17 protein-coding genes are annotated in these 17,029 nt (G+C 63.7%); 10 read left to right on the top strand and 7 right to left on the bottom strand.

Annotated features, from left to right (window positions below):
- Nucleotides 1-242: 242 nt before the first annotated feature.
- The 6 genes from KCX70_RS00495 (at nt 243) to KCX70_RS00470 (ending at nt 5,201) form a co-directional block, all read left to right on the top strand.
- On the top strand, nt 243-422 hold the full coding sequence (locus KCX70_RS00495; protein ID WP_102846283.1) for a DUF2292 domain-containing protein: 180 nt from the start codon (nt 243-245) through the stop codon (nt 420-422).
- A 198-nt stretch (nt 423-620) separates the two neighbouring features.
- A complete protein-coding gene (locus KCX70_RS00490) occupies nt 621-1,619 on the top strand; it encodes a sulfate ABC transporter substrate-binding protein (RefSeq protein WP_212618955.1) in 999 nt (332 codons plus the stop codon).
- 153 nt (nt 1,620-1,772) lie between these two features.
- Nucleotides 1,773-2,591: a sulfate ABC transporter permease subunit CysT gene (cysT, locus tag KCX70_RS00485; protein ID WP_102846281.1), complete on the top strand. Its 819-nt coding sequence runs from the start codon at nt 1,773-1,775 to the stop codon at nt 2,589-2,591.
- A gap of 1 nt (nt 2,592) precedes the next feature.
- A complete protein-coding gene (cysW, locus tag KCX70_RS00480) occupies nt 2,593-3,462 on the top strand; it encodes a sulfate ABC transporter permease subunit CysW (protein ID WP_031310667.1) in 870 nt (289 codons plus the stop codon).
- A 3-nt stretch (nt 3,463-3,465) separates the two neighbouring features.
- Nucleotides 3,466-4,449: a sulfate/molybdate ABC transporter ATP-binding protein gene (locus tag KCX70_RS00475; RefSeq protein WP_212618954.1), complete on the top strand. Its 984-nt coding sequence runs from the start codon at nt 3,466-3,468 to the stop codon at nt 4,447-4,449.
- A gap of 302 nt (nt 4,450-4,751) precedes the next feature.
- A complete protein-coding gene (locus tag KCX70_RS00470; RefSeq protein ID WP_102851881.1) occupies nt 4,752-5,201 on the top strand; it encodes an REP-associated tyrosine transposase in 450 nt (149 codons plus the stop codon).
- Nucleotides 5,202-5,833: 632 nt separating this feature from the next.
- Here the strand turns inward: KCX70_RS00470 and KCX70_RS00465 are convergent.
- The 3 genes from KCX70_RS00465 to KCX70_RS00455 all read right to left on the bottom strand — a co-directional run bounded on the left by KCX70_RS00465 (nt 5,834) and on the right by KCX70_RS00455 (nt 9,053).
- Nucleotides 5,834-6,556, bottom strand: coding sequence for a ferritin-like domain-containing protein (locus tag KCX70_RS00465; RefSeq protein WP_212618953.1), 723 nt, complete (start codon nt 6,554-6,556; stop codon nt 5,834-5,836).
- A gap of 12 nt (nt 6,557-6,568) precedes the next feature.
- Nucleotides 6,569-7,744 (bottom strand): hypothetical protein, encoded by a 1,176-nt coding sequence (locus KCX70_RS00460; RefSeq protein WP_102851883.1) that lies wholly within the window; start codon nt 7,742-7,744, stop codon nt 6,569-6,571.
- A 250-nt stretch (nt 7,745-7,994) separates the two neighbouring features.
- Nucleotides 7,995-9,053 carry an aminopeptidase gene (locus tag KCX70_RS00455; protein ID WP_212618952.1) on the bottom strand — a complete coding sequence of 353 codons (1,059 nt, stop codon included), beginning with the start codon at nt 9,051-9,053 and terminating at the stop codon, nt 7,995-7,997.
- Nucleotides 9,054-9,190: 137 nt separating this feature from the next.
- Between KCX70_RS00455 and KCX70_RS00450 the strand changes: the two genes are divergently transcribed.
- The 4 genes from KCX70_RS00450 (at nt 9,191) to KCX70_RS00435 (ending at nt 13,149) form a co-directional block, all read left to right on the top strand.
- Nucleotides 9,191-9,616: a hypothetical protein gene (locus KCX70_RS00450; RefSeq protein WP_212618951.1), complete on the top strand. Its 426-nt coding sequence runs from the start codon at nt 9,191-9,193 to the stop codon at nt 9,614-9,616.
- A gap of 111 nt (nt 9,617-9,727) precedes the next feature.
- Entirely contained in the window at nt 9,728-10,138 is a 411-nt protein-coding gene (locus KCX70_RS00445; RefSeq protein WP_102846276.1) for a hypothetical protein, read from the top strand.
- A gap of 38 nt (nt 10,139-10,176) precedes the next feature.
- Nucleotides 10,177-11,172, top strand: coding sequence for an LLM class flavin-dependent oxidoreductase (locus KCX70_RS00440; protein ID WP_102846275.1), 996 nt, complete (start codon nt 10,177-10,179; stop codon nt 11,170-11,172).
- 612 nt (nt 11,173-11,784) lie between these two features.
- Entirely contained in the window at nt 11,785-13,149 is a 1,365-nt protein-coding gene (locus KCX70_RS00435) for a cation:proton antiporter (RefSeq protein ID WP_212618950.1), read from the top strand.
- Between the two features lie 51 nt (nt 13,150-13,200).
- Here KCX70_RS00435 and KCX70_RS00430 read toward each other — a convergent pair whose 3' ends face one another.
- From KCX70_RS00430 to KCX70_RS00415, 4 genes are all read right to left on the bottom strand, one after another.
- Nucleotides 13,201-13,416, bottom strand: coding sequence for a dodecin (locus tag KCX70_RS00430; protein WP_021206313.1), 216 nt, complete (start codon nt 13,414-13,416; stop codon nt 13,201-13,203).
- Nucleotides 13,417-13,848: 432 nt separating this feature from the next.
- On the bottom strand, nt 13,849-14,064 hold the full coding sequence (locus KCX70_RS00425; protein WP_212618949.1) for a KTSC domain-containing protein: 216 nt from the start codon (nt 14,062-14,064) through the stop codon (nt 13,849-13,851).
- The gene (locus tag KCX70_RS00420; RefSeq protein ID WP_212618948.1) at nt 14,061-15,866 is read right to left on the bottom strand and encodes an ABC transporter ATP-binding protein; all 1,806 of its coding nucleotides are present in this window, start codon (nt 15,864-15,866) and stop codon (nt 14,061-14,063) included. The genes KCX70_RS00425 and KCX70_RS00420 overlap by 4 nt, the downstream gene beginning before the upstream one ends.
- Nucleotides 15,863-17,017 (bottom strand): beta-glucosidase, encoded by a 1,155-nt coding sequence (locus tag KCX70_RS00415; RefSeq protein ID WP_212618947.1) that lies wholly within the window; start codon nt 17,015-17,017, stop codon nt 15,863-15,865. The genes KCX70_RS00420 and KCX70_RS00415 overlap by 4 nt, the downstream gene beginning before the upstream one ends.
- Between the last annotated feature and the right edge of the window lie 12 nt (nt 17,018-17,029).

Here is a 17,029-nt window from a genome sequence, read left to right as displayed (position 1 = left end):
ACGGCGATGAAGCATCAGAGTGTAACGAATGACACCGGTTCTCCCTGGCCGCGGCGACACCTATCAGCGATCGTCTCTACCTTCAGTTGCTGCGTTCTTGTGCCTGATGAGGAGTGCGGCCTGTTTATTCTATAAATGAATATAAATCCAACTAAACAGTATTTTTAGAGAATATGTGCAGCTGCTTATGATTCGCCAAAGCGCGGCTCGAATCGCGCTCACATGGCTCATGAGACATGACAATGACAACCGAACCGCGAACACCCGAGCTCCGGGAAGAAGCCGATGGCCTGCATGAGATCCGGCTTGCGATGCAGGGCCTGAAGTATGGCTCTGTAGAAATCACCCTGCACAACGGCCAGATTGTGCAGATCGAGCGCAAAGAGAAAATTCGCCTGCAGCCATCCGGTAAGCAGGCCTGACCCAAACCCCACCCCGACCGGACCACCGGAGGGCGTGACATGAACCTACGCCAGGAAAGCCTAAACATGTACACGCCAACCCAGACCGCCCTTCTGCTGCACCGCTGTCGTTGCCGAATGCGTAGCTGACGCCACCGCCCTACCCAGAACTCACCAGCAGCACGCAACGCGTCCGCACGGATGCGAGAAGGAGCCTCCATGTCTATCAGAAAACCCATCCTGGCCGTTCTGGCCAGCGCCCTTGTCGTCGGTCAGGCTTTTGCCGCCGGCGAACTGCTCAACGTGTCTTACGATCCGACACGCGAGCTCTACGTCGATTTCAATGCCGCCTTCAACAAGCACTGGCAGGCGCAAGGCCATGAACCGCTGCGCATTCAGCAATCCCATGGCGGCTCGGGCAAGCAGGCCCGCGCGGTCATCGACGGCCTGCGCGCCGACGTGGTGACGCTGGCCTTGGCCGGCGACATCGACGAGCTGCACCGGATCGGCAAACTGATCCCGGCCGACTGGCAGAGCCGTCTGCCGGACGCCAGCACGCCCTACACCTCGACCATCGTCTTCCTCGTCCGCAAGGGCAACCCCAAGGGCATCAAGGACTGGGGCGACCTGATCAAACCCGGCGTCGAAGTGATCACCCCGAACCCGAAGACCTCCGGCGGCGCGCGTTGGAACTTCCTTGCCGCCTGGGCCTGGGCCCAACAGCAGTACGGCAGCGAGGAGAAAGCCAAGGAATACGTCGCTCAGCTCTACAAGCAGGTGCCGGTGCTGGATACCGGCGCGCGTGGCTCGACCATCACCTTCGTCAACAACCAGATCGGCGACGTCTTGCTGGCCTGGGAGAACGAAGCCTTCCTGGCGCTCAAGGAAGAAGGTGGCGATGCCCTGGAAATCGTCGCGCCGTCGCTATCGATCCTCGCCGAGCCCCCGGTAGCAGTCGTCGACAAGAACGTGGAGCGCAAGGGCACCCGTGAAGTCGCCGAGGCCTACCTGAACTACCTCTACAGCGACGAGGGCCAGCGCATCGCCGCCAAGCACTTCTATCGCCCCCGCAACCAGGCGGTGGCCGCCGAGTTCGCCGGGCAATTCCCCGCGCTGAAGCTGGTGACCATCGACGACGACTTCGGTGGCTGGGCCGTCGCGCAGCCGAAGTTCTTCAACGATGGCGGCGTGTTCGACCAGATCTACCAGACCGAATGAAGCTACTGCGCTTGCTCATACTGCGTTGAAGACCGGCTCGGGCCTGCTCATTTACCGCCCGTAAACTCCGCGGCCCACGCCGGCCTTCGCCTTGTCTGAGCTGCGCTCGTGACGCTCCAGCCGACACATTGTTCGAATAGACAAGGCCGATCCATGTCCCGTCAAACCTCCCCCGTCATACCCGGCTTCGGGCTGACGCTGGGTTACACCCTGGTGTACCTCAGCCTGTTGGTGCTGATCCCACTGGGTGCCCTGTTCGTCCACGCCGCACAACTGACCTGGGAGCAGTTCTGGGCGATCATCACGGCGCCGCGCGTGGTCGCGGCGCTGAAGCTGAGCTTTGGCACCGCCTTCGTCGCCGCGCTGATCAACGGCGTGATCGGTTCGCTACTGGCCTGGGTGCTGGTGCGCTACCGCTTTGCCGGCCGCAAGATCATCGAAGCGATGATCGACCTGCCCTTCGCCTTGCCCACCGCTGTGGCAGGCATTGCCCTGACCGCCTTGTACGCACCGAACGGAATGATCGGCCGACTGGCGGCCGAACTGGGCCTGAAGATCGCCTACACCCCGCTGGGCATTACCTTGGCGCTGACGTTCGTCACCCTGCCCTTCGTGGTTCGCACCCTGCAGCCGGTATTGGCCGACATCCCCCGCGAAGTGGAGGAAGCGGCCGCTTGCCTGGGTGCCAAACCGTTGCAGATCGCCCGCTACGTGCTGCTACCGGCGCTGCTGCCGGCCTGGCTGACGGGTTTTTCCCTGGCCTTCGCTCGCGGTGTCGGTGAATACGGCTCGGTGATATTCATCGCCGGCAACATGCCGATGAAAACTGAGATCCTGCCACTGCTGATCATGGTCAAGCTCGACCAGTACGACTACCACGGCGCCACGGCCATTGGCGTGCTGATGCTGCTGGTGTCCTTCGTGCTGCTGCTGGCGATCAATCTGCTGCAACGGAGAATTACCCATGGCTGAGATGACCACCACCTCCGTTGCCGTCCCGCTGGCCGGCAAGACACGCCAGGGCAACCCACTGCCGCGGCGACTGCTGATCCTCGCCGGCTGGCTGACGTTCGCGCTGTTCCTGCTGCTGCCGTTGCTGGTGGTGCTGGGTGAAGCATTGAAGCTCGGCCTCGGCACCTTCTTCGGCGCGATCTTCGAAGCCGATGCCCTCGCCGCGCTGAAACTGACCCTGCTGGCAGTCGGCATCTGCGTGCCACTCAACCTGGTCTTCGGCGTGGCCGCGGCCTGGTGCGTCAGCAAATACGAATTCACCGGCAAAAGCCTGCTGGTCACGCTGATCGACCTGCCCTTCTCGGTCTCGCCGGTGATCGCTGGCCTGATTTACGTGCTGCTGTTCGGCGCCCAGGGCTTTTTTGGCGAATGGCTGGGCGAGCGCGACATCCAGATCATCTTCGCCTTACCCGGCATCGTCCTGGCCACGGTGTTCGTCACCGTGCCCTTCGTCGCCCGCGAGCTGATCCCGCTGATGCAGGAACAGGGCACGCAGGAGGAAGAAGCGGCGCGGCTGCTCGGCGCCAACGGCTGGCAGATGTTCTGGCACGTGACCCTGCCCAACATCCGCTGGGGCCTGATCTACGGCGTGGTGCTCTGCACCGCGCGAGCGATGGGCGAGTTCGGTGCGGTGTCGGTGGTTTCCGGGCATATCCGCGGCTACACCAACACCCTGCCGCTGCATGTCGAGATTCTCTACAACGAATACAACCACGTCGCCGCCTTCAGCGTGGCCAGCCTGTTGTTGCTGCTGGCGCTGCTGATCCTGCTGCTCAAGCAGTGGAGCGAGTCCCGCCTTCAACGCCTCAAAGCCGCCGCCGGCGAGGAGTGAGTCATGTCCATAGAAGTGAGCCACGTCAGCAAGCAGTTCGACCAGTTCAAAGCCCTGAACGACATCAACCTGAACATCACCAGCGGCGAGCTGGTCGCCCTGCTCGGCCCCTCCGGCTGCGGCAAGACCACCCTGCTGCGCATCATCGCCGGGCTGGAAACGCCGGACAGTGGGCGCATCGTGTTCCATGGCGAGGACGTTTCCGGGCGTGATGTACGCGATCGCAACGTCGGCTTCGTGTTCCAGCACTACGCGCTGTTCCGCCACATGACGGTGTTCGACAACGTTGCCTTCGGCCTGCGGATGAAGCCGCGGCGCGAGCGGCCCACTGAAAGCCGGATCAAGCAGAAGGTTCATGAATTGCTCGAGCTGGTCCAGCTCGACTGGCTTGCCGAGCGCTATCCCGACCAGCTTTCCGGCGGCCAACGGCAACGCATCGCCCTGGCACGTGCACTGGCGGTGGAACCCAAGGTGCTGCTGCTCGATGAACCCTTCGGCGCGCTGGACGCCAAGGTGCGCAAGGAACTGCGCCGCTGGCTGGCACGGCTGCACGAAGAGGTGCACCTGACCTCGGTATTCGTCACCCACGATCAGGAAGAAGCGATGGAAGTGGCCGATCGCATCGTGGTGATGAACAAGGGTGTGATCGAACAGATCGGCTCGCCGGCCGAGGTCTACCGTCAGCCGGCCAGCGATTTCGTCTATCACTTCCTGGGCGACGCCAACCAGTTGCAGGTCGGCGGCCAGCAGATCCTTTTCCGCCCGCACGAGATCCATCTGTCACGTGGCGCCGCGGCCGACCTCCAACCGGCTGAAGTGCGTGACATCCGTCCGCTTGGCGCCGTCACCCGCGTGACTCTCAGAGTCGCCGGTCAGCCGCAGCCCATCGAAGCGGAAGTCGCCCATGATCACCACAGCCTGACCGACCTGATACGCGGCGAAACCTTGTTCTTCAAACCCGCAACGGCTATCGCAGTGATCCGCTGAGCGAGGCGGCCGAGTTCGCATCCATTCGCAGTCAAGACCGCTTCCACAAAAAGCAAACCGCGCCACCCGGACCCGTGGGAGCGGTCTTGACCGCGAGCTTCTGTTGTCAGCGGCGCCGACCTACCTGTCAAAAGTCCTCACGCTATCTTCAACCACGACGCTTCCTGAAGCCTTTTCGCGGTCGAGACCGCTCCCACAAAAAAACAGCCGCGCCACCCGGACCCGTGGGAGCGGTCTTGACCGCGAAGGACGCAGTTTGGTCAGCTAGCCGGCACCTGTTCCAAGCTCGGCAAAGGATTGCCATGTACCAATCGAACCGCTTACGCAAAGGGCGTCACTCGCAGCGTGGCAACCTCTATCTGCTCACCACAGCCACATCCGACCGCCACCCCGTATTCAGAGACTTCGCACTCGGCAGACTTGTAGTCGCCGAGCTCAAGTCGGCACAGCTGGACGGCTGGGTGCAATCATTGGCCTGGGTGCTAATGCCTGATCACCTCCACTGGCTGATCGAGCTGGGCGACAGCTCGCTCGATGAGCTGATGCGTCGGGTAAAAACCAACAGCGCACGGGTCATCAATCGTCAGCGCAGTAGCTCGGGTCCCCTCTGGCAAGCGGGTTATCACGACCGGGCGTTGCGTCAGGAGGAAGATGTGCAGGCGGTCGCCCGTTATGTGGTTGCCAATCCGCTCAGAGCCGGATTGGTGGCCCGATTGGGCGACTATCCCTTGTGGGATGCCATCTGGCTTTGAAGAGCTCGCGGTCGAGACCGCTCCTACAATAGCAGCCGCGCCACCGCCCTCGTGGGAGCGGTCTTGACCGCGAGCTTCTGCATTCAGGCCCGCCGAGCCAGGCCCCACTGTCCCCGACACCACCAACGGGCTCATCAGCATTTCGGCCGTGAAACATCGCGGTCGAGACCGCTCCCACAAAAAGCAACCGCGCCGTTCACACCTATGGGAGCGGTCTTGACCGCGAGCTTTTTGATTCAGGCCCGCCGTGCCAGGCCCCGCAAGTACAGCACCGCCGCCAAAAAAGATGATTCAACATTTCTGCCGAGAAACATCGCGGCCGAGATCGCTCCCACAAAAAACAGCAGCGCCGTTCACACCCGTGGGAGCGGTCTTGACCGCGAGCTTTTGATTCAGGCCCGCCGAGCCAGGCCCCACTGTCCCCGACACCACCAACGGGCTCATCAGCATTTCGGCCGTGAGACATCGCGGTCGAGACCGCTCCTACAAAAGCAGCCGCGCCACCCGCACCCGTGGGAGCGGTCTTGACCGCGAGCTTCTGCATTTGGCCTCAAAACTATCGCTGCACCTACCAAATGTTGCGCAAAAAAAACGCGCCCGAAGGCGCGTAAAAGGATGAAGCACACGCGTATCTATTTGATCTGAGCAATCAGATCGCGACGCAGCAGCGTCTTGATCTTGATGAGGTGGTCATCTTCCTGTTCCTTGGCTTTGTGGAAGCTCTTGGCGATCCGGGGATGGCCACCGGCTTCGGCCAGTTCGATCAACAGTTCCCAGGCGGCGTTGTCCTCGAGTTCGAGGGTCAACAAGGCGTTGATGCCTTGAGCGATGTTGGTTCGCGGATCGGTGAGCACCTGCATCACGCCGAGCGACTTGACCCCGACGATGTCGGCGCAAGGGGTCTGCGCGGTCGGGTCGGCGCCCAGGGTCTCGATGGCTTCGGCGACCATGTTCATGTGCTCGAACTCTTCGTCGCGGATGTGCTGCAGCACGCCGATCAGATCGGAATCGGCCATGCTGTTGGCCTTTGCCTTGGCGATCATGGCGTCGTACATGCGTACGCCGCTGCGCTCGAATGCCAACCGCTCGCCGAGCTTGTCGACCAGCAGTTCAGGGCTCTTGCCCAACGCCATGTCGAAGGTCGATTTGAGCATCCCTTTGGCGGAGCCGGGCACCGGTACCGAACCGATGCGATCGGCTTCTTCGGCACGGGTCGTGCGCTCCAGCATCAGACCTTTGGAGTCGCCCGGTACATCCGGATGGATATCGTTGACCGCCTCGAGCAGGCTTTTGGTGTCCTTCGGCGACATCTGTACGCCAGTGAAATTGGTGCCCAGCTTTGCTGAATTTGCCATGTCCTGTTCTCCTCAAGAAACCTTGCGCATCTTCATGAGTTCGCCGCCCGGCGCCCACTGGTAACCGGCCGATACGATGTTCGACGCGATGCCTTCGGAGTTGAGCTGGGCCCGGTAGTCCAGCGAGTTCTGCGGCTCTTCGCTCTTGTCGACGTACTGGGTGCCGCTGGAGCGCAGGTTGACCTCGGCCGCCAGCACCTGGCGGACGAATTCCCGCTGGCTCTTGAACTCGATCATTTTCGGCAACGGACCGCCGAGTATCTCCGCCGGATCACGGCGTTCGATGTTCTTGAAATGCTCGCAGGCGACCGTCAGATGGCCTAATTCGTAATCGAGGAAGCGCTCCCACATGGCCTTGATGCGCGGGTTTGTTTCCTGCTCGGCGCAGCTGGCGTAGGCATAGACTTCCATCGCCTCGTGCACCAGCCACTTCTCCATGAAGGATTCCTGCGGATCGGCCAGCGAGCCGTACTGGGTCACGTGCTGCTCTTCGACCGAGGCGATTTCGGCGTACAGCTGACGGGCCAGCGGATCGGCGAACAGCGGGCCGATGTTCATGTAGTAGTCGTGGGTCTGGAACTCGGCTGCGGTGATCATCGCCGCGTGGATCTTGGTGATCAGTGCGGCCTGCTCTTTCTCGTAGCTTTCGCGCAGGTCGTTGTCCGGATGACGATGATGCTCGGAGGTCTGCCGACCCGGCACGATGTCGGTGTAGCCCTGCAGGATGTTGTTGGCATCCTTGCCTTCGAGGCGGTCGAGCATCGCCGAATAGCGGTACAGGTGGTCGAAGTCTTCCAGCAGGCCGAAGCGGTAGGTCTGCGCCTGGTACGGGTCCGGCTCGGTCTGGGCGACGGCGGCGGTGACCTCGATGGCGACCTGCTCGTAAGCGACAGTCGTTTCCAGAGGGGAATGGTCGGCGGAGATCAGCCAGTTGACCATGGTCGCCTGGTGCTGCTCGACGCGACGGATCTCGGCGAGCGGGCCGCGCAGCTGGCCGGTGATGCGGGCGATGCCGTGCTTGAGGCGCAGCGCGTCGGTTTCGATCCCGTTCATCAGAATGATCCGCACCCGGGTGAAGGCGTCGTCATCCAGCTTGCTGATCGGCTTGCCAGCCATTTCCTTCCAGGTGAACTTCTGCTTTTCGAGGGGCGTGCCCTTGTTGTCGAGGATGCCGGATAGGTTGTCCATGGAGCCTCCGTTGTCACGGCTTTTTTTAGATAGGCGTACTCGCAGCGTACGGCCGAATCACGGGTTAGCTGGGCTGACGGTCTAAAAAATGGACGGGAGCAGAGGGAAAACAATTCCATGGCGTTTGGCTCGAAAACGCAGGAAGACGATGAGCGGTGCAGCCAACCTCTGCGATCAGGACGCCATCGAACAGTCCGAGAATTGCTGCAACGCCTCGCCACGATTGGCTTTGAACGAAGCGGCCGGATCATTAGCGAAGCGCTTCGAGCGCCTTTGCCCGCTCGTCGGCAGACACGCGTCCCAGGGACTCGACTCGCGCATGGAAACGCTGCCAATCGCCATCGACCTGCTCGAACAGCGCAGCGAACGCCGGCACCCAGCGGTCATAGAGACCGAATGGCACCAGGCTCGCATTGTTCAGCGGCCGGGCCATCCAGCGATCGAAGCGGCCGTCGCCCTTCCAGCGATCGTCGCGCAAATGGCGATAGGCCTTACGCAGGCGCATGAACTCTGCTTCCTTGGCGGCCCGCATGGCCGATTCGCTGAGATCGGAGGCGTACAGCTCGGCCAGCCATTCGCGGGTATCGAGCATCAGCTGGCTGAACTCGGCATAGCGTTGCTGCCCGATCTGGTCGGGCGGCGGCAGGCCCTGGCTGTCGCGCCACTGGCGCAGCCCCTCATGCTCGACGAAGGATGCATAGGACTCGTTGAAGGCCGTGTCGCCAGGCACATACAGGCGCTGATGCGCCAGCTCGTGAAAGATCAGCCCGGCCAGCCGCTCATCGTCCCAGCGCAGCATCGAGCTGAGCAGCGGATCGTCGAACCAGCCGAGGGTCGAATAAGCCTGCACGCCGGTCACCAGGGTGTCGTAGCCCTTGGCCTGGAGCCGCGCCGCTTCGCCCCGCGCACGTCCCGGTTGGTAATAACCACGATAGGCCACACAACCGGCGATCGGAAAACAGTGCTTCAGCGGAGCCACGGAAAACGCTTCGGTGGCGAACAGGTTCCACACCACGTAGGGCCGCTGGATATCGGCATAAACCTTATAGCTGCCGTTATCCGGCAATCCCAAAGCGGCACTGGCGAAGCGTCTAGCTTGCAGTGCATGGCCTAGGCGTTGGCGCAATTGCGGGTCGGCCTGCTGGTCCTCGATGATCGCCGCGATGGGTTCGCGCTGGCGCAGCAGCTCCAGCTGACCGACCGCCAACTGACCATAGTAGGTGCTGCAACCATTCAGACCAACGGCAAGCAGCAGCGGAACCCAGAGCCGGCTGTGCTTGTCGACAAGGGCGGTTTTCAGCTTCGACACCAACAAATCGCTTACCCGCGTGCATGACCCAACGGGTCGGTGCGCTGAGCGTACAACGACGGCGAAGCCTACCCAATCATCAATGGCAACGCGCTCTTTGCAGCCAGACCGTCCAGCCAGCGGTCGGAGAACAATCCATGCGAATCCTGTTCCTTGCTCTCGCACTGTCCACCTTCGGCGGCTGCACCCTGTGGATGCCCCAGCCGGACCCGAACCAGGCCTGGATCGAGCTGGCCCCACGCGATGAAACCATCCTGAAGGCCGTGGCAGTGGACCAGCGGCCCCTGGATGACCATCGCTATTTCCAGGTCACGCCCGGCAGCCATCAGCTCGGCATGCGCTACCGCTTCGAAGTGGGCGCGGCCGACGTCGGCCGCGACAGCCAAGCCCTCGAGCGGGACTGCCGCCTGACCCTGGAATACGACAGCTTCGACGCTGGCGTGCGCTACCGCCTGGTCGCCGGCGGTTACGGCTTCCGCCCCTGGGCGCGGCTCTACGACCAGCACGACCAGCTGCTGGCCAAGGCCACCGAGCGCGGCTGCGGGGGAGTCGCGACGCGCTGAACCTCTGGTGAACCGTTGTGCCGCGGCGCAGTCGTTGAAATAGAGGCGCATCTGGCTCAGGCTCAATGCCTATCGCGACCGCACGCGCGGATGCGCCCCGGAGGATTCATCATGCGCCCGACATTCCCGATGTTCCTGGTGCTCGGCCTGACCGCCTGCGCCGGTCCGCTGCCCGCCCCCCAAGCCGACATGGCCTGGGTGGACCTGAGCGCCCAACCCAGCGATATCTTCATGTCCGATCGGCTGGACGACAAACGCACCCCCGACGGTCGCTATTTCCAGGTCGGCCCCGGCGCGCATGAACTCGAAGCGCGCTATGAATTCGAAATCAGCAGTGGCGGACTGGGCGAGTTCGGCGAAACCCAATACCTGCGCTGTACCATGGTCATCCGCTATGACGACTTCCAGCCTGGCCGACGCTACCTGTTCCAGGCGCGCTCGCTGGGTTTCACCCCGCAGGGCTGGCTGTACGACGAACAACGCAACGTCCTGGCGCGCGCCGAAGCCGAACACTGCTATTGAGTCGCGCTGCGACTCCTCCGTCAGCATAGAGGTAGACGATGTCCCGTATCGAACACACCCGCTTTTCCACCCTCGACCTGGCGCCAATTCGCGATGACGGTGATGCCGGCCTCGCCCTGCGCAATTCCCTGGCACTGGCCCAGCACGTCGAGAAGCTCGGCTTCGAGCGCTTCTGGGTTGCCGAACACCACAACATGGATGGCATCGCCAGCGCCGCCACCTCGGTGCTGATCGGCTATCTGGCCGCCGGCACCTCGCGGATTCGCCTGGGCGCCGGCGGGGTGATGCTGCCCAACCATGCGCCGCTGGTGATTGCCGAGCAATTCGGCACGCTGGACGCGCTCTATCCCGGGCGTATCGAGCTGGGGCTCGGCCGCGCGCCGGGGGCCGACCAGTTCACCGCCCACGCGCTGCGCCGAGACCGCATGGGCAGTGCCGACGATTTCCCGGCAGACGTCGAGGAGCTGCAGCGACTGCTCGGCCCGCGTCAGCCCAATCAGCGGGTGATCGCCATGCCCGGAGTCGGCAGCAACGTGCCGATCTGGTTGCTCGGCTCAAGCCTGTTCAGCGCCCAGCTGGCCGCGGCCAAGGGCCTGCCTTACGCCTTCGCCTCGCATTTCGCACCGCGTTACGTGCATGAGGCGATTCGCCTGTACCGCGAGAACTTCCGCCCCTCGGAGGTACTGGACAAGCCCTACGTGATGCTCGGCGTGCCGCTGATGACCGCCGACACCGACGAACAGGCCGAATACCTGGCGACCACGGCTTACCAGCGCATCCTCGCGCTGATCCGCGGCCAGAGCCTGGTGTTGGTGCCACCGGTGCCGAGCATGCAGGGCAAATGGCTACCGCACGAACAGGACGCCGTCGGCAACTTCCTCGGCATGGCACTGATCGGCGGGCCGGAGAAAATCCGCGCGCGGCTGGAGATCCTTCTGGAGCAGACCCAGGCCGACGAGCTGATCTTCACCTGCGATTTCTACGAAACCGCCGACCGCCACCACGCCTTCGAGATTCTCGCCGGGCTGCGCTGAGCCGAGAAGGCGCGCCTTGGCAGAGCACAGACTTGCCAAGCCTAGAAAGCTTCGCCCCGAGGGCGGAGCTCCCACAAAAAAAAGCAGTGCACGCCGCCCCATTGTGGGAGGCGCGCCCTCGCGCCGAATGGCCCCAGCCCGGTGCCCCAAAAGCTTCGCCCCGAGGGCGGGGCTCCCACAAAAAAAAGCAGTGCACGCCGCCCCCATTGCGGGAGGCGCGCCCTCGCGGCGAATGGCCCCAGCCCGGTGCCCGAAAAGCTTCGCCCCGGGTCGGGCCTCCCACAAAAAACAGCGTACGCCCCCTCATTGTGGGAGGTGCGCCCTCGCGCCGAATGACGCCAGCCCGGTGCCCGAAAAGCTTCGCCCCGAGGGCGGGGCTCTCACAAAAAAGCAGTGCATGCCGCCCCCATTGTGGGAGGCGCGCCCCGCGGCGACGCAGGACGCAGGCCTGCCAAGCCCTAACTGCTTCGCCCCCGGGTCGGGTCTCCTACAGCAAACGCACCGCCCGTACCTGCTCCCGCTCGACGAACGCGGCTGAACCCCGTCGCAGCATCCCTATCGAATCATCAGCCATGCGCATTTCAGCGCGTCACGCTTGTTGCGGAAGACTGCATGAATTTTCTCGAATGGATGGCCGTGCTTGGCATCCTGCTGTTGATCCTCGCCCTGGCATCGGCCTACCTGCGCTGGCTGCCGGTCACCACCTCACTGATCTATCTCGGCTTCGGACTGCTGATCGGAAAGCTCGGCATCGGCCTGTGGGAGATGGACTTCCTGCTGATCGCCGGCTGGATGGAGCACCTCACCGAAGTGGTGGTGCTGGTCTCGCTGTTCGTCAGCGGCCTGAAACTGCGCATGCCGCTGGGCCATCCGGCGTGGCGCAGCACCTACGTCCTGGCCGGCCCGGTGATGCTGGCCTGTATCGCCGGCGTCGCGCTGTTCTGCCACTACCTGTTGGGGCTGAACTGGGGGCTGGCGGTGCTGACCGGTGCGATCCTGGCGCCTACCGATCCGGTGCTAGCCAGCCTGGTGCAGGTCAACAACTCGCGCGACAGCGATCACGTGCGCTATGGCCTGTCCGGCGAAGCGGGGTTCAATGACGGCACGGCCTTTCCCTTCGTGGTGTTCGGCCTGTTGCTGATCGAGCAGGACAACCTGGCGCTGGGCTGGGTCGGCGATTGGGCGTTGCATAGGCTGGTCTGGGCCGTTCCGGCGGGGCTGCTGTTCGGCTACCTGCTGGGCAAGCTGATCGGCAAGCTGGCGATTTTTTTACGCAGCCGCCACGCCGATACCTCGATGTCACCCAACGACTCGCTGGCGCTGGCCCTGATCGCGCTGGCCTATGTCGGCGCCGAGCTGATCGGCGCCTGGGGCTTTCTCGCGGTATTCGCCGCCGGGCTCGGCCTGCGGCGCGCCGAAGTCTCGGTGGCCAGGCGATCCGAGACGCCATCCGAAGAGCTGATCGCCCACGCGGTTCCGCATGTGGTCGAAGGCGGCATGACACCCCGTGAGTTGCCGTTGGAGAGCGACCGCATCGCCGAACCCAAGGTGGCGGCGGGGGTAATGATGGGCGACATCCTGACGTTTGGCGGACAGCTGGAACGCAGCCTCGAAGTGCTGCTGGTCACCATGCTCGGCGTGCTGGTGTCGGCGCACTGGGACTGGCGCGCGGTGCCACTGGGGCTGGCGCTGTTCGTACTGATCCGGCCGTTGAGCGTATGGCTGCTGATGCCCCGACGCTACCTGGATCGCGCCCAGCTGATGACCGTCGGCTGGTTCGGAATTCGCGGCATCGGCAGCCTCTACTACCTGAGCTATGCCGTGACCCACGGCCTGCTGCCGGAAGAGGCCGAGCAGGTCATCCGGCTGGTAATTCCGGTGGTGGCACTGAGCATCCTGTTCCACGGCCTCAGCACGCAACCGCTGCTGCGCTATTACGAGCGTAGCCGCGGTCAGACATCGACCTCCCCGCCTTGACGGCGCAGCGCCAGGCGAGCGAACCACCGGCTACGCGGCCAACGGCGTCGATCAGCTCTCGGCGAGACGGAAGCCGACCTTCATGGTGACCTGATAATGACCGACCTTGCCATTTTCGACATGGCCGCGGATTTCGCCGACTTCGAACCATTCGACGTTGCGCAGTGTCCGGCTGGCTTCGGCGATTCCGTTCTGAATCGCCTCGTCCACGCTGGTGCGCGAAGAGCCGACGATTTCAATCTTCTTGTAGGTGTGGTGATCCGACATTAGATATCCCCTTTGGCGATCTGAGGGAGCCTCCGCTCGGTAGTGACGCGTCCTGTCTAACTGAGGCCCATACAGCGGGTCGGAAGTTCAGCGAGACGCTCAAACAGGCACGGGCGACAGACAGGAGCAGACTGCCCTGTGCAAGAGCGCCGGCTTGCGCCAGTATTCGCGGTCAAGACCGCTCCCACGGGAAGCAATCGCGGCGGACTGGGCTTTGTAGGAGCGGTCTCGACCGCGAGCTTTCAAAACCACACTGACACAAGCTGCCCGGCGGACCACCCGGTGCCACACTTCATGCGGCCGGCTTACAGCCGGCAATCGCGGTCAAGACCGCTCCCACAAGCAATGCCACCGGAATGCCAATGACGATGGCGAGGCGACGCCCTTGTAGGAGCGGTCTCGACCGCGAGCTTTTAAACACACGCGGGTGGGTTATCCGATGCGCTGGTAGCGGTAGTGCTGCGGCTTGAACACCTGATTGAAATAACGGCCCATCGAATCGGCCTCCAGCAGCGCCTGCACCACCTCGGCCGGCACCTGTTCGTAGCGGTAGACCGAGCCGTTGTGGAATTCCACTTCCAGCGCCTGCTGGTCGGGGTCGTAGCCCAGCGCGCGCAGGCTGCGCGAGGTCACCGCGATCCGTTTCATGGGGCTGGATCGGGGCGCTGCTTGAAGCCCTCGGCCTGCATGCGCCACAGGGCGTCGAACTCGCCGCCACGGCTACGCAGCTCGTGCGGCGGGCCGTCCTCGACGATGCGGCCGTCACGCAGCACGATGATCCGGTCGAAACTCGACAGGGTCGACAGCCGATGCGCCACCGCTACCACGGTGCGGTTGTGCACCAGGTCGTTGAGCGCGACCTGGATTTCGGCTTCGGACTGGGTGTCCAGTGCCGAGGTGGCCTCGTCGAGGATCAGGATCGGCGCGTTTTTCAGGAACGCCCGGGCGATGCCCAGCCGCTGGCGCTGGCCACCGGAAAGCATCACCCCGCGTTCGCCGACCAGGGTGTCGTAGCCCTGCGGCAGCTCGCGGATAAAGCCATCGCAGAAGGCACTGCGCGCGGCCTCGACCACCTCCTCGTCGGTCGCATCGGGGCGGCCGTAGCGAATGTTCTCGCGGATGCTGCGGTTGAATAGCGCGGTTTCCTGCGGCACCACGGCAATCTTTTCACGCAGGCTGTCCTGACTGACGCTGCGGATGTCCTGGCCGTCGATCAGGATGCGTCCGCTCTGCACGTCATCCAGGCGCTGGATCAGGTTGATCAACGTCGACTTGCCGGCCCCGGACGAACCCACCACGCCAACCTTCTGCCCGGCCGGGATGTGCAGGTCGAGCTTGTTGAAAACGGCGCCACGCCCCGGATAGCCGAAGCCGACATCGTCGAAGGTGATGTCGCCCTCGGCGAGCAACAGTTGCGTGTCGCTGTCCTCCAGGCCGTGTGGCTGGACGATGATGCGCAGGGTGTCGTCGATTGCGCCGATCTGCTGCGTGGCGTCCACCAGTGCCAGGGCCAGATCGCGCGAGCCATGCAGGATGCGGAACGTCAGTGCGCTGACCAGCACCACGTCGCCAGCGGTTACCGAGCCGGCGACCCACAGGTTGATAGCCCAGATCAGCATGCCGCCGGCCATCACCGACAGGCAAATGTCGTGCATCACCCGCGCCTTTTCCAGATACATCCAGCTGCGGCGTTGGGCGCGCGCTTCGTAGCCGATTTCCTGGGCCAGCCGTTCGGCCTCGCGGTCGCGGGCGGAGAACGCTTTGATGGTCCACACGTTGGACACCGCATCCACCAGCTCACCCCCGACGCGCGCCGACTGCGCGGCGAAGCGCTGATGCTTGGCGCGGCCGCGAATGCCGAAGCCGGTGATCAGCGCGGCAACGATGGCAACGAACAGGATCAGCGCCACCGCCATGCGTACGTCGACGGTGAGCAGTACCACCACGGCTCCGATGAAGTCGACGATGGGCGGCACGATCTTCCACGCCAGGCCGCCATAGATCGCCCCGGCGGCCTGACCCAGTGCCGAAATGCGATTGCCCAGCGAGCCGGCGAAATGCTCGGTGAAATAGCGCATCGGATGCCCGGTCAGGTGTTTGAACAGGTCGACGCGTATATCCACCACGCTGGCCACCACCGTGCGGCAACCCAGCCAGCCGCCCAAACGCCAGAAGACGTTCTCGGTGACGATCAATCCGATAAACAACCCCAACGGAAACCAGACGTTGGCACCGACGCGGTCCGCGCCGCCTTGCGCCATGGAGTCCACCAGCAGCTTCATCCCGTACTGCACCGCCACGGCGCAGCCGGCGGCGCCGACGATCAGCGCCAGCAGGCCGCCGAAGTGCCAGGGCCGTGCGCAGATGTAATGCCAAAGGAAAGCCACCGGCCGGCTCGGCAACGGCACCATGTGCGGTTTCGCCTTGGGCGCCTGGGCCGGAGCGTTCATGTCAGCGCTTCGGCGAGCGGCAAGTGGCTGTTGAGCTGATTGAATCGCTGCTGTTGCAGGCGCAATTCGTCGGCGAGGCCCTCATGCACGCGGCGATTGCCGTTTTCATCCGGGAAACCCAACAAGCCTACCGGGCAGTGCCGGTCGTCGGTCCAGCCGGGATAGTCCAGCACCGGATACAGGCAGATGCCCTCGACCGGCACCCCACGCTGCATGGCCAGCCCGGCCTGCTCGCTGACGTAGCGCAGCCAGTCGCCACGCACGTCGCCTTCAGCACCGGTTTCGGCAATCAGCAACGGGCGTTTGTAGCGCTGCCAGATCTCTGTGAGGATGCCCTTGAAGGGCCGATAGTCCGGATTGTCGCGCTCGATAGTGCGGCCATCACCGTGGTACCACTGGTTGTCGGAGTAGTAGTTGACGCCTAGCACGTCGAGGTATTCCGGCGCGCCGCCGAGGCCAGGCCAGGCCTCGCCGCAGAGCATGTCCCAGGCCTCGAACTGCGCCTGGCGAAAACGTTCGGCGTCGCGCTGCGGCCCCGGCCGGTCGTTGGGCGAAACCACATGTATGGCCGGGTCGACCTGGACGAAGCGCGCCCGCGGCTCGACCTCGCGGATCGCCTGCATCGCGGCGATGGTGGCGCGCACCAATTGATGCTTGAGCTCGAAACCGCGACCGCGCGCCATCGGGTTGAAATACGCCTCGTCACCGCCGGCCCAGGCCCAGAACGAGATTTCATTGAGCGGCGCATAGAAGGGCACGGTATCGGTTTCGTCCCTGACCAGCTGCGCCGCCGCCGCCGCGTAACGGGCGAAGCGCTCGACGAACTGCGGACGCCAGATGTCGATGTCGTCCGGCCAACCGTAGTGGCACAGGTCCCAGATCACCTGGGTGCCCTGACGCTGCGCCGCCTGCAGCATTGGCAGGAAGCTCGACCAGTCGTACCGGCCCGGCGCCTGCTCGATCAGATGCCAGCGCAGACCGTCGCGCACGCTGTGCAGCCCATGCCGATGCAGCACCGCGTAATCGTGCGCGGCCCAGCGGTCGTGTCCGGTGGCGGCCAGCAGATCGAGCCGCCGGCCATCGCTGCGGCGGTGGTTCGAGCATTCGAACCCGCCCATGAAGAAACTCTTGAACAACGAGGGCTGATGCATCTTCAGGTCTCG

The organism is Stutzerimonas stutzeri, from assembly GCF_018138085.1.
Lineage (GTDB): Bacteria > Pseudomonadota > Gammaproteobacteria > Pseudomonadales > Pseudomonadaceae > Stutzerimonas > Stutzerimonas stutzeri_AI.
The sequence above is the reverse complement of the archived record's forward strand: the minus strand, read 5'-3'. Positions and strand labels throughout refer to the sequence as shown.

Excerpts from the sequence above, each read along its gene's own strand:
- KCX70_RS00495 (WP_102846283.1), top strand. The coding sequence starts at position 243 with ATGACAACCGAACCGCGAACACCCGAGCTCCGGGAAGAAGCCGATGGC.
- KCX70_RS00490 (WP_212618955.1), top strand. The coding sequence starts at position 621 with ATGTCTATCAGAAAACCCATCCTGGCCGTTCTGGCCAGCGCCCTTGTC.
- cysT (WP_102846281.1), top strand. The coding sequence starts at position 1,773 with ATGTCCCGTCAAACCTCCCCCGTCATACCCGGCTTCGGGCTGACGCTG.
- KCX70_RS00415 (WP_212618947.1), bottom strand. The coding sequence starts at position 17,017 with ATGCATCAGCCCTCGTTGTTCAAGAGTTTCTTCATGGGCGGGTTCGAA.
- KCX70_RS00470 (WP_102851881.1), top strand. The coding sequence starts at position 4,752 with ATGTACCAATCGAACCGCTTACGCAAAGGGCGTCACTCGCAGCGTGGC.
- KCX70_RS00475 (WP_212618954.1), top strand. The coding sequence starts at position 3,466 with ATGTCCATAGAAGTGAGCCACGTCAGCAAGCAGTTCGACCAGTTCAAA.
- KCX70_RS00450 (WP_212618951.1), top strand. The coding sequence starts at position 9,191 with ATGCGAATCCTGTTCCTTGCTCTCGCACTGTCCACCTTCGGCGGCTGC.
- KCX70_RS00425 (WP_212618949.1), bottom strand. The coding sequence starts at position 14,064 with ATGAAACGGATCGCGGTGACCTCGCGCAGCCTGCGCGCGCTGGGCTAC.
- KCX70_RS00460 (WP_102851883.1), bottom strand. The coding sequence starts at position 7,744 with ATGGACAACCTATCCGGCATCCTCGACAACAAGGGCACGCCCCTCGAA.
- KCX70_RS00435 (WP_212618950.1), top strand. The coding sequence starts at position 11,785 with ATGAATTTTCTCGAATGGATGGCCGTGCTTGGCATCCTGCTGTTGATC.
- KCX70_RS00420 (WP_212618948.1), bottom strand. The coding sequence starts at position 15,866 with ATGAACGCTCCGGCCCAGGCGCCCAAGGCGAAACCGCACATGGTGCCG.
- KCX70_RS00465 (WP_212618953.1), bottom strand. The coding sequence starts at position 6,556 with ATGGCAAATTCAGCAAAGCTGGGCACCAATTTCACTGGCGTACAGATG.
- cysW (WP_031310667.1), top strand. The coding sequence starts at position 2,593 with ATGACCACCACCTCCGTTGCCGTCCCGCTGGCCGGCAAGACACGCCAG.
- KCX70_RS00430 (WP_021206313.1), bottom strand. The coding sequence starts at position 13,416 with ATGTCGGATCACCACACCTACAAGAAGATTGAAATCGTCGGCTCTTCG.
- KCX70_RS00440 (WP_102846275.1), top strand. The coding sequence starts at position 10,177 with ATGTCCCGTATCGAACACACCCGCTTTTCCACCCTCGACCTGGCGCCA.
- KCX70_RS00445 (WP_102846276.1), top strand. The coding sequence starts at position 9,728 with ATGCGCCCGACATTCCCGATGTTCCTGGTGCTCGGCCTGACCGCCTGC.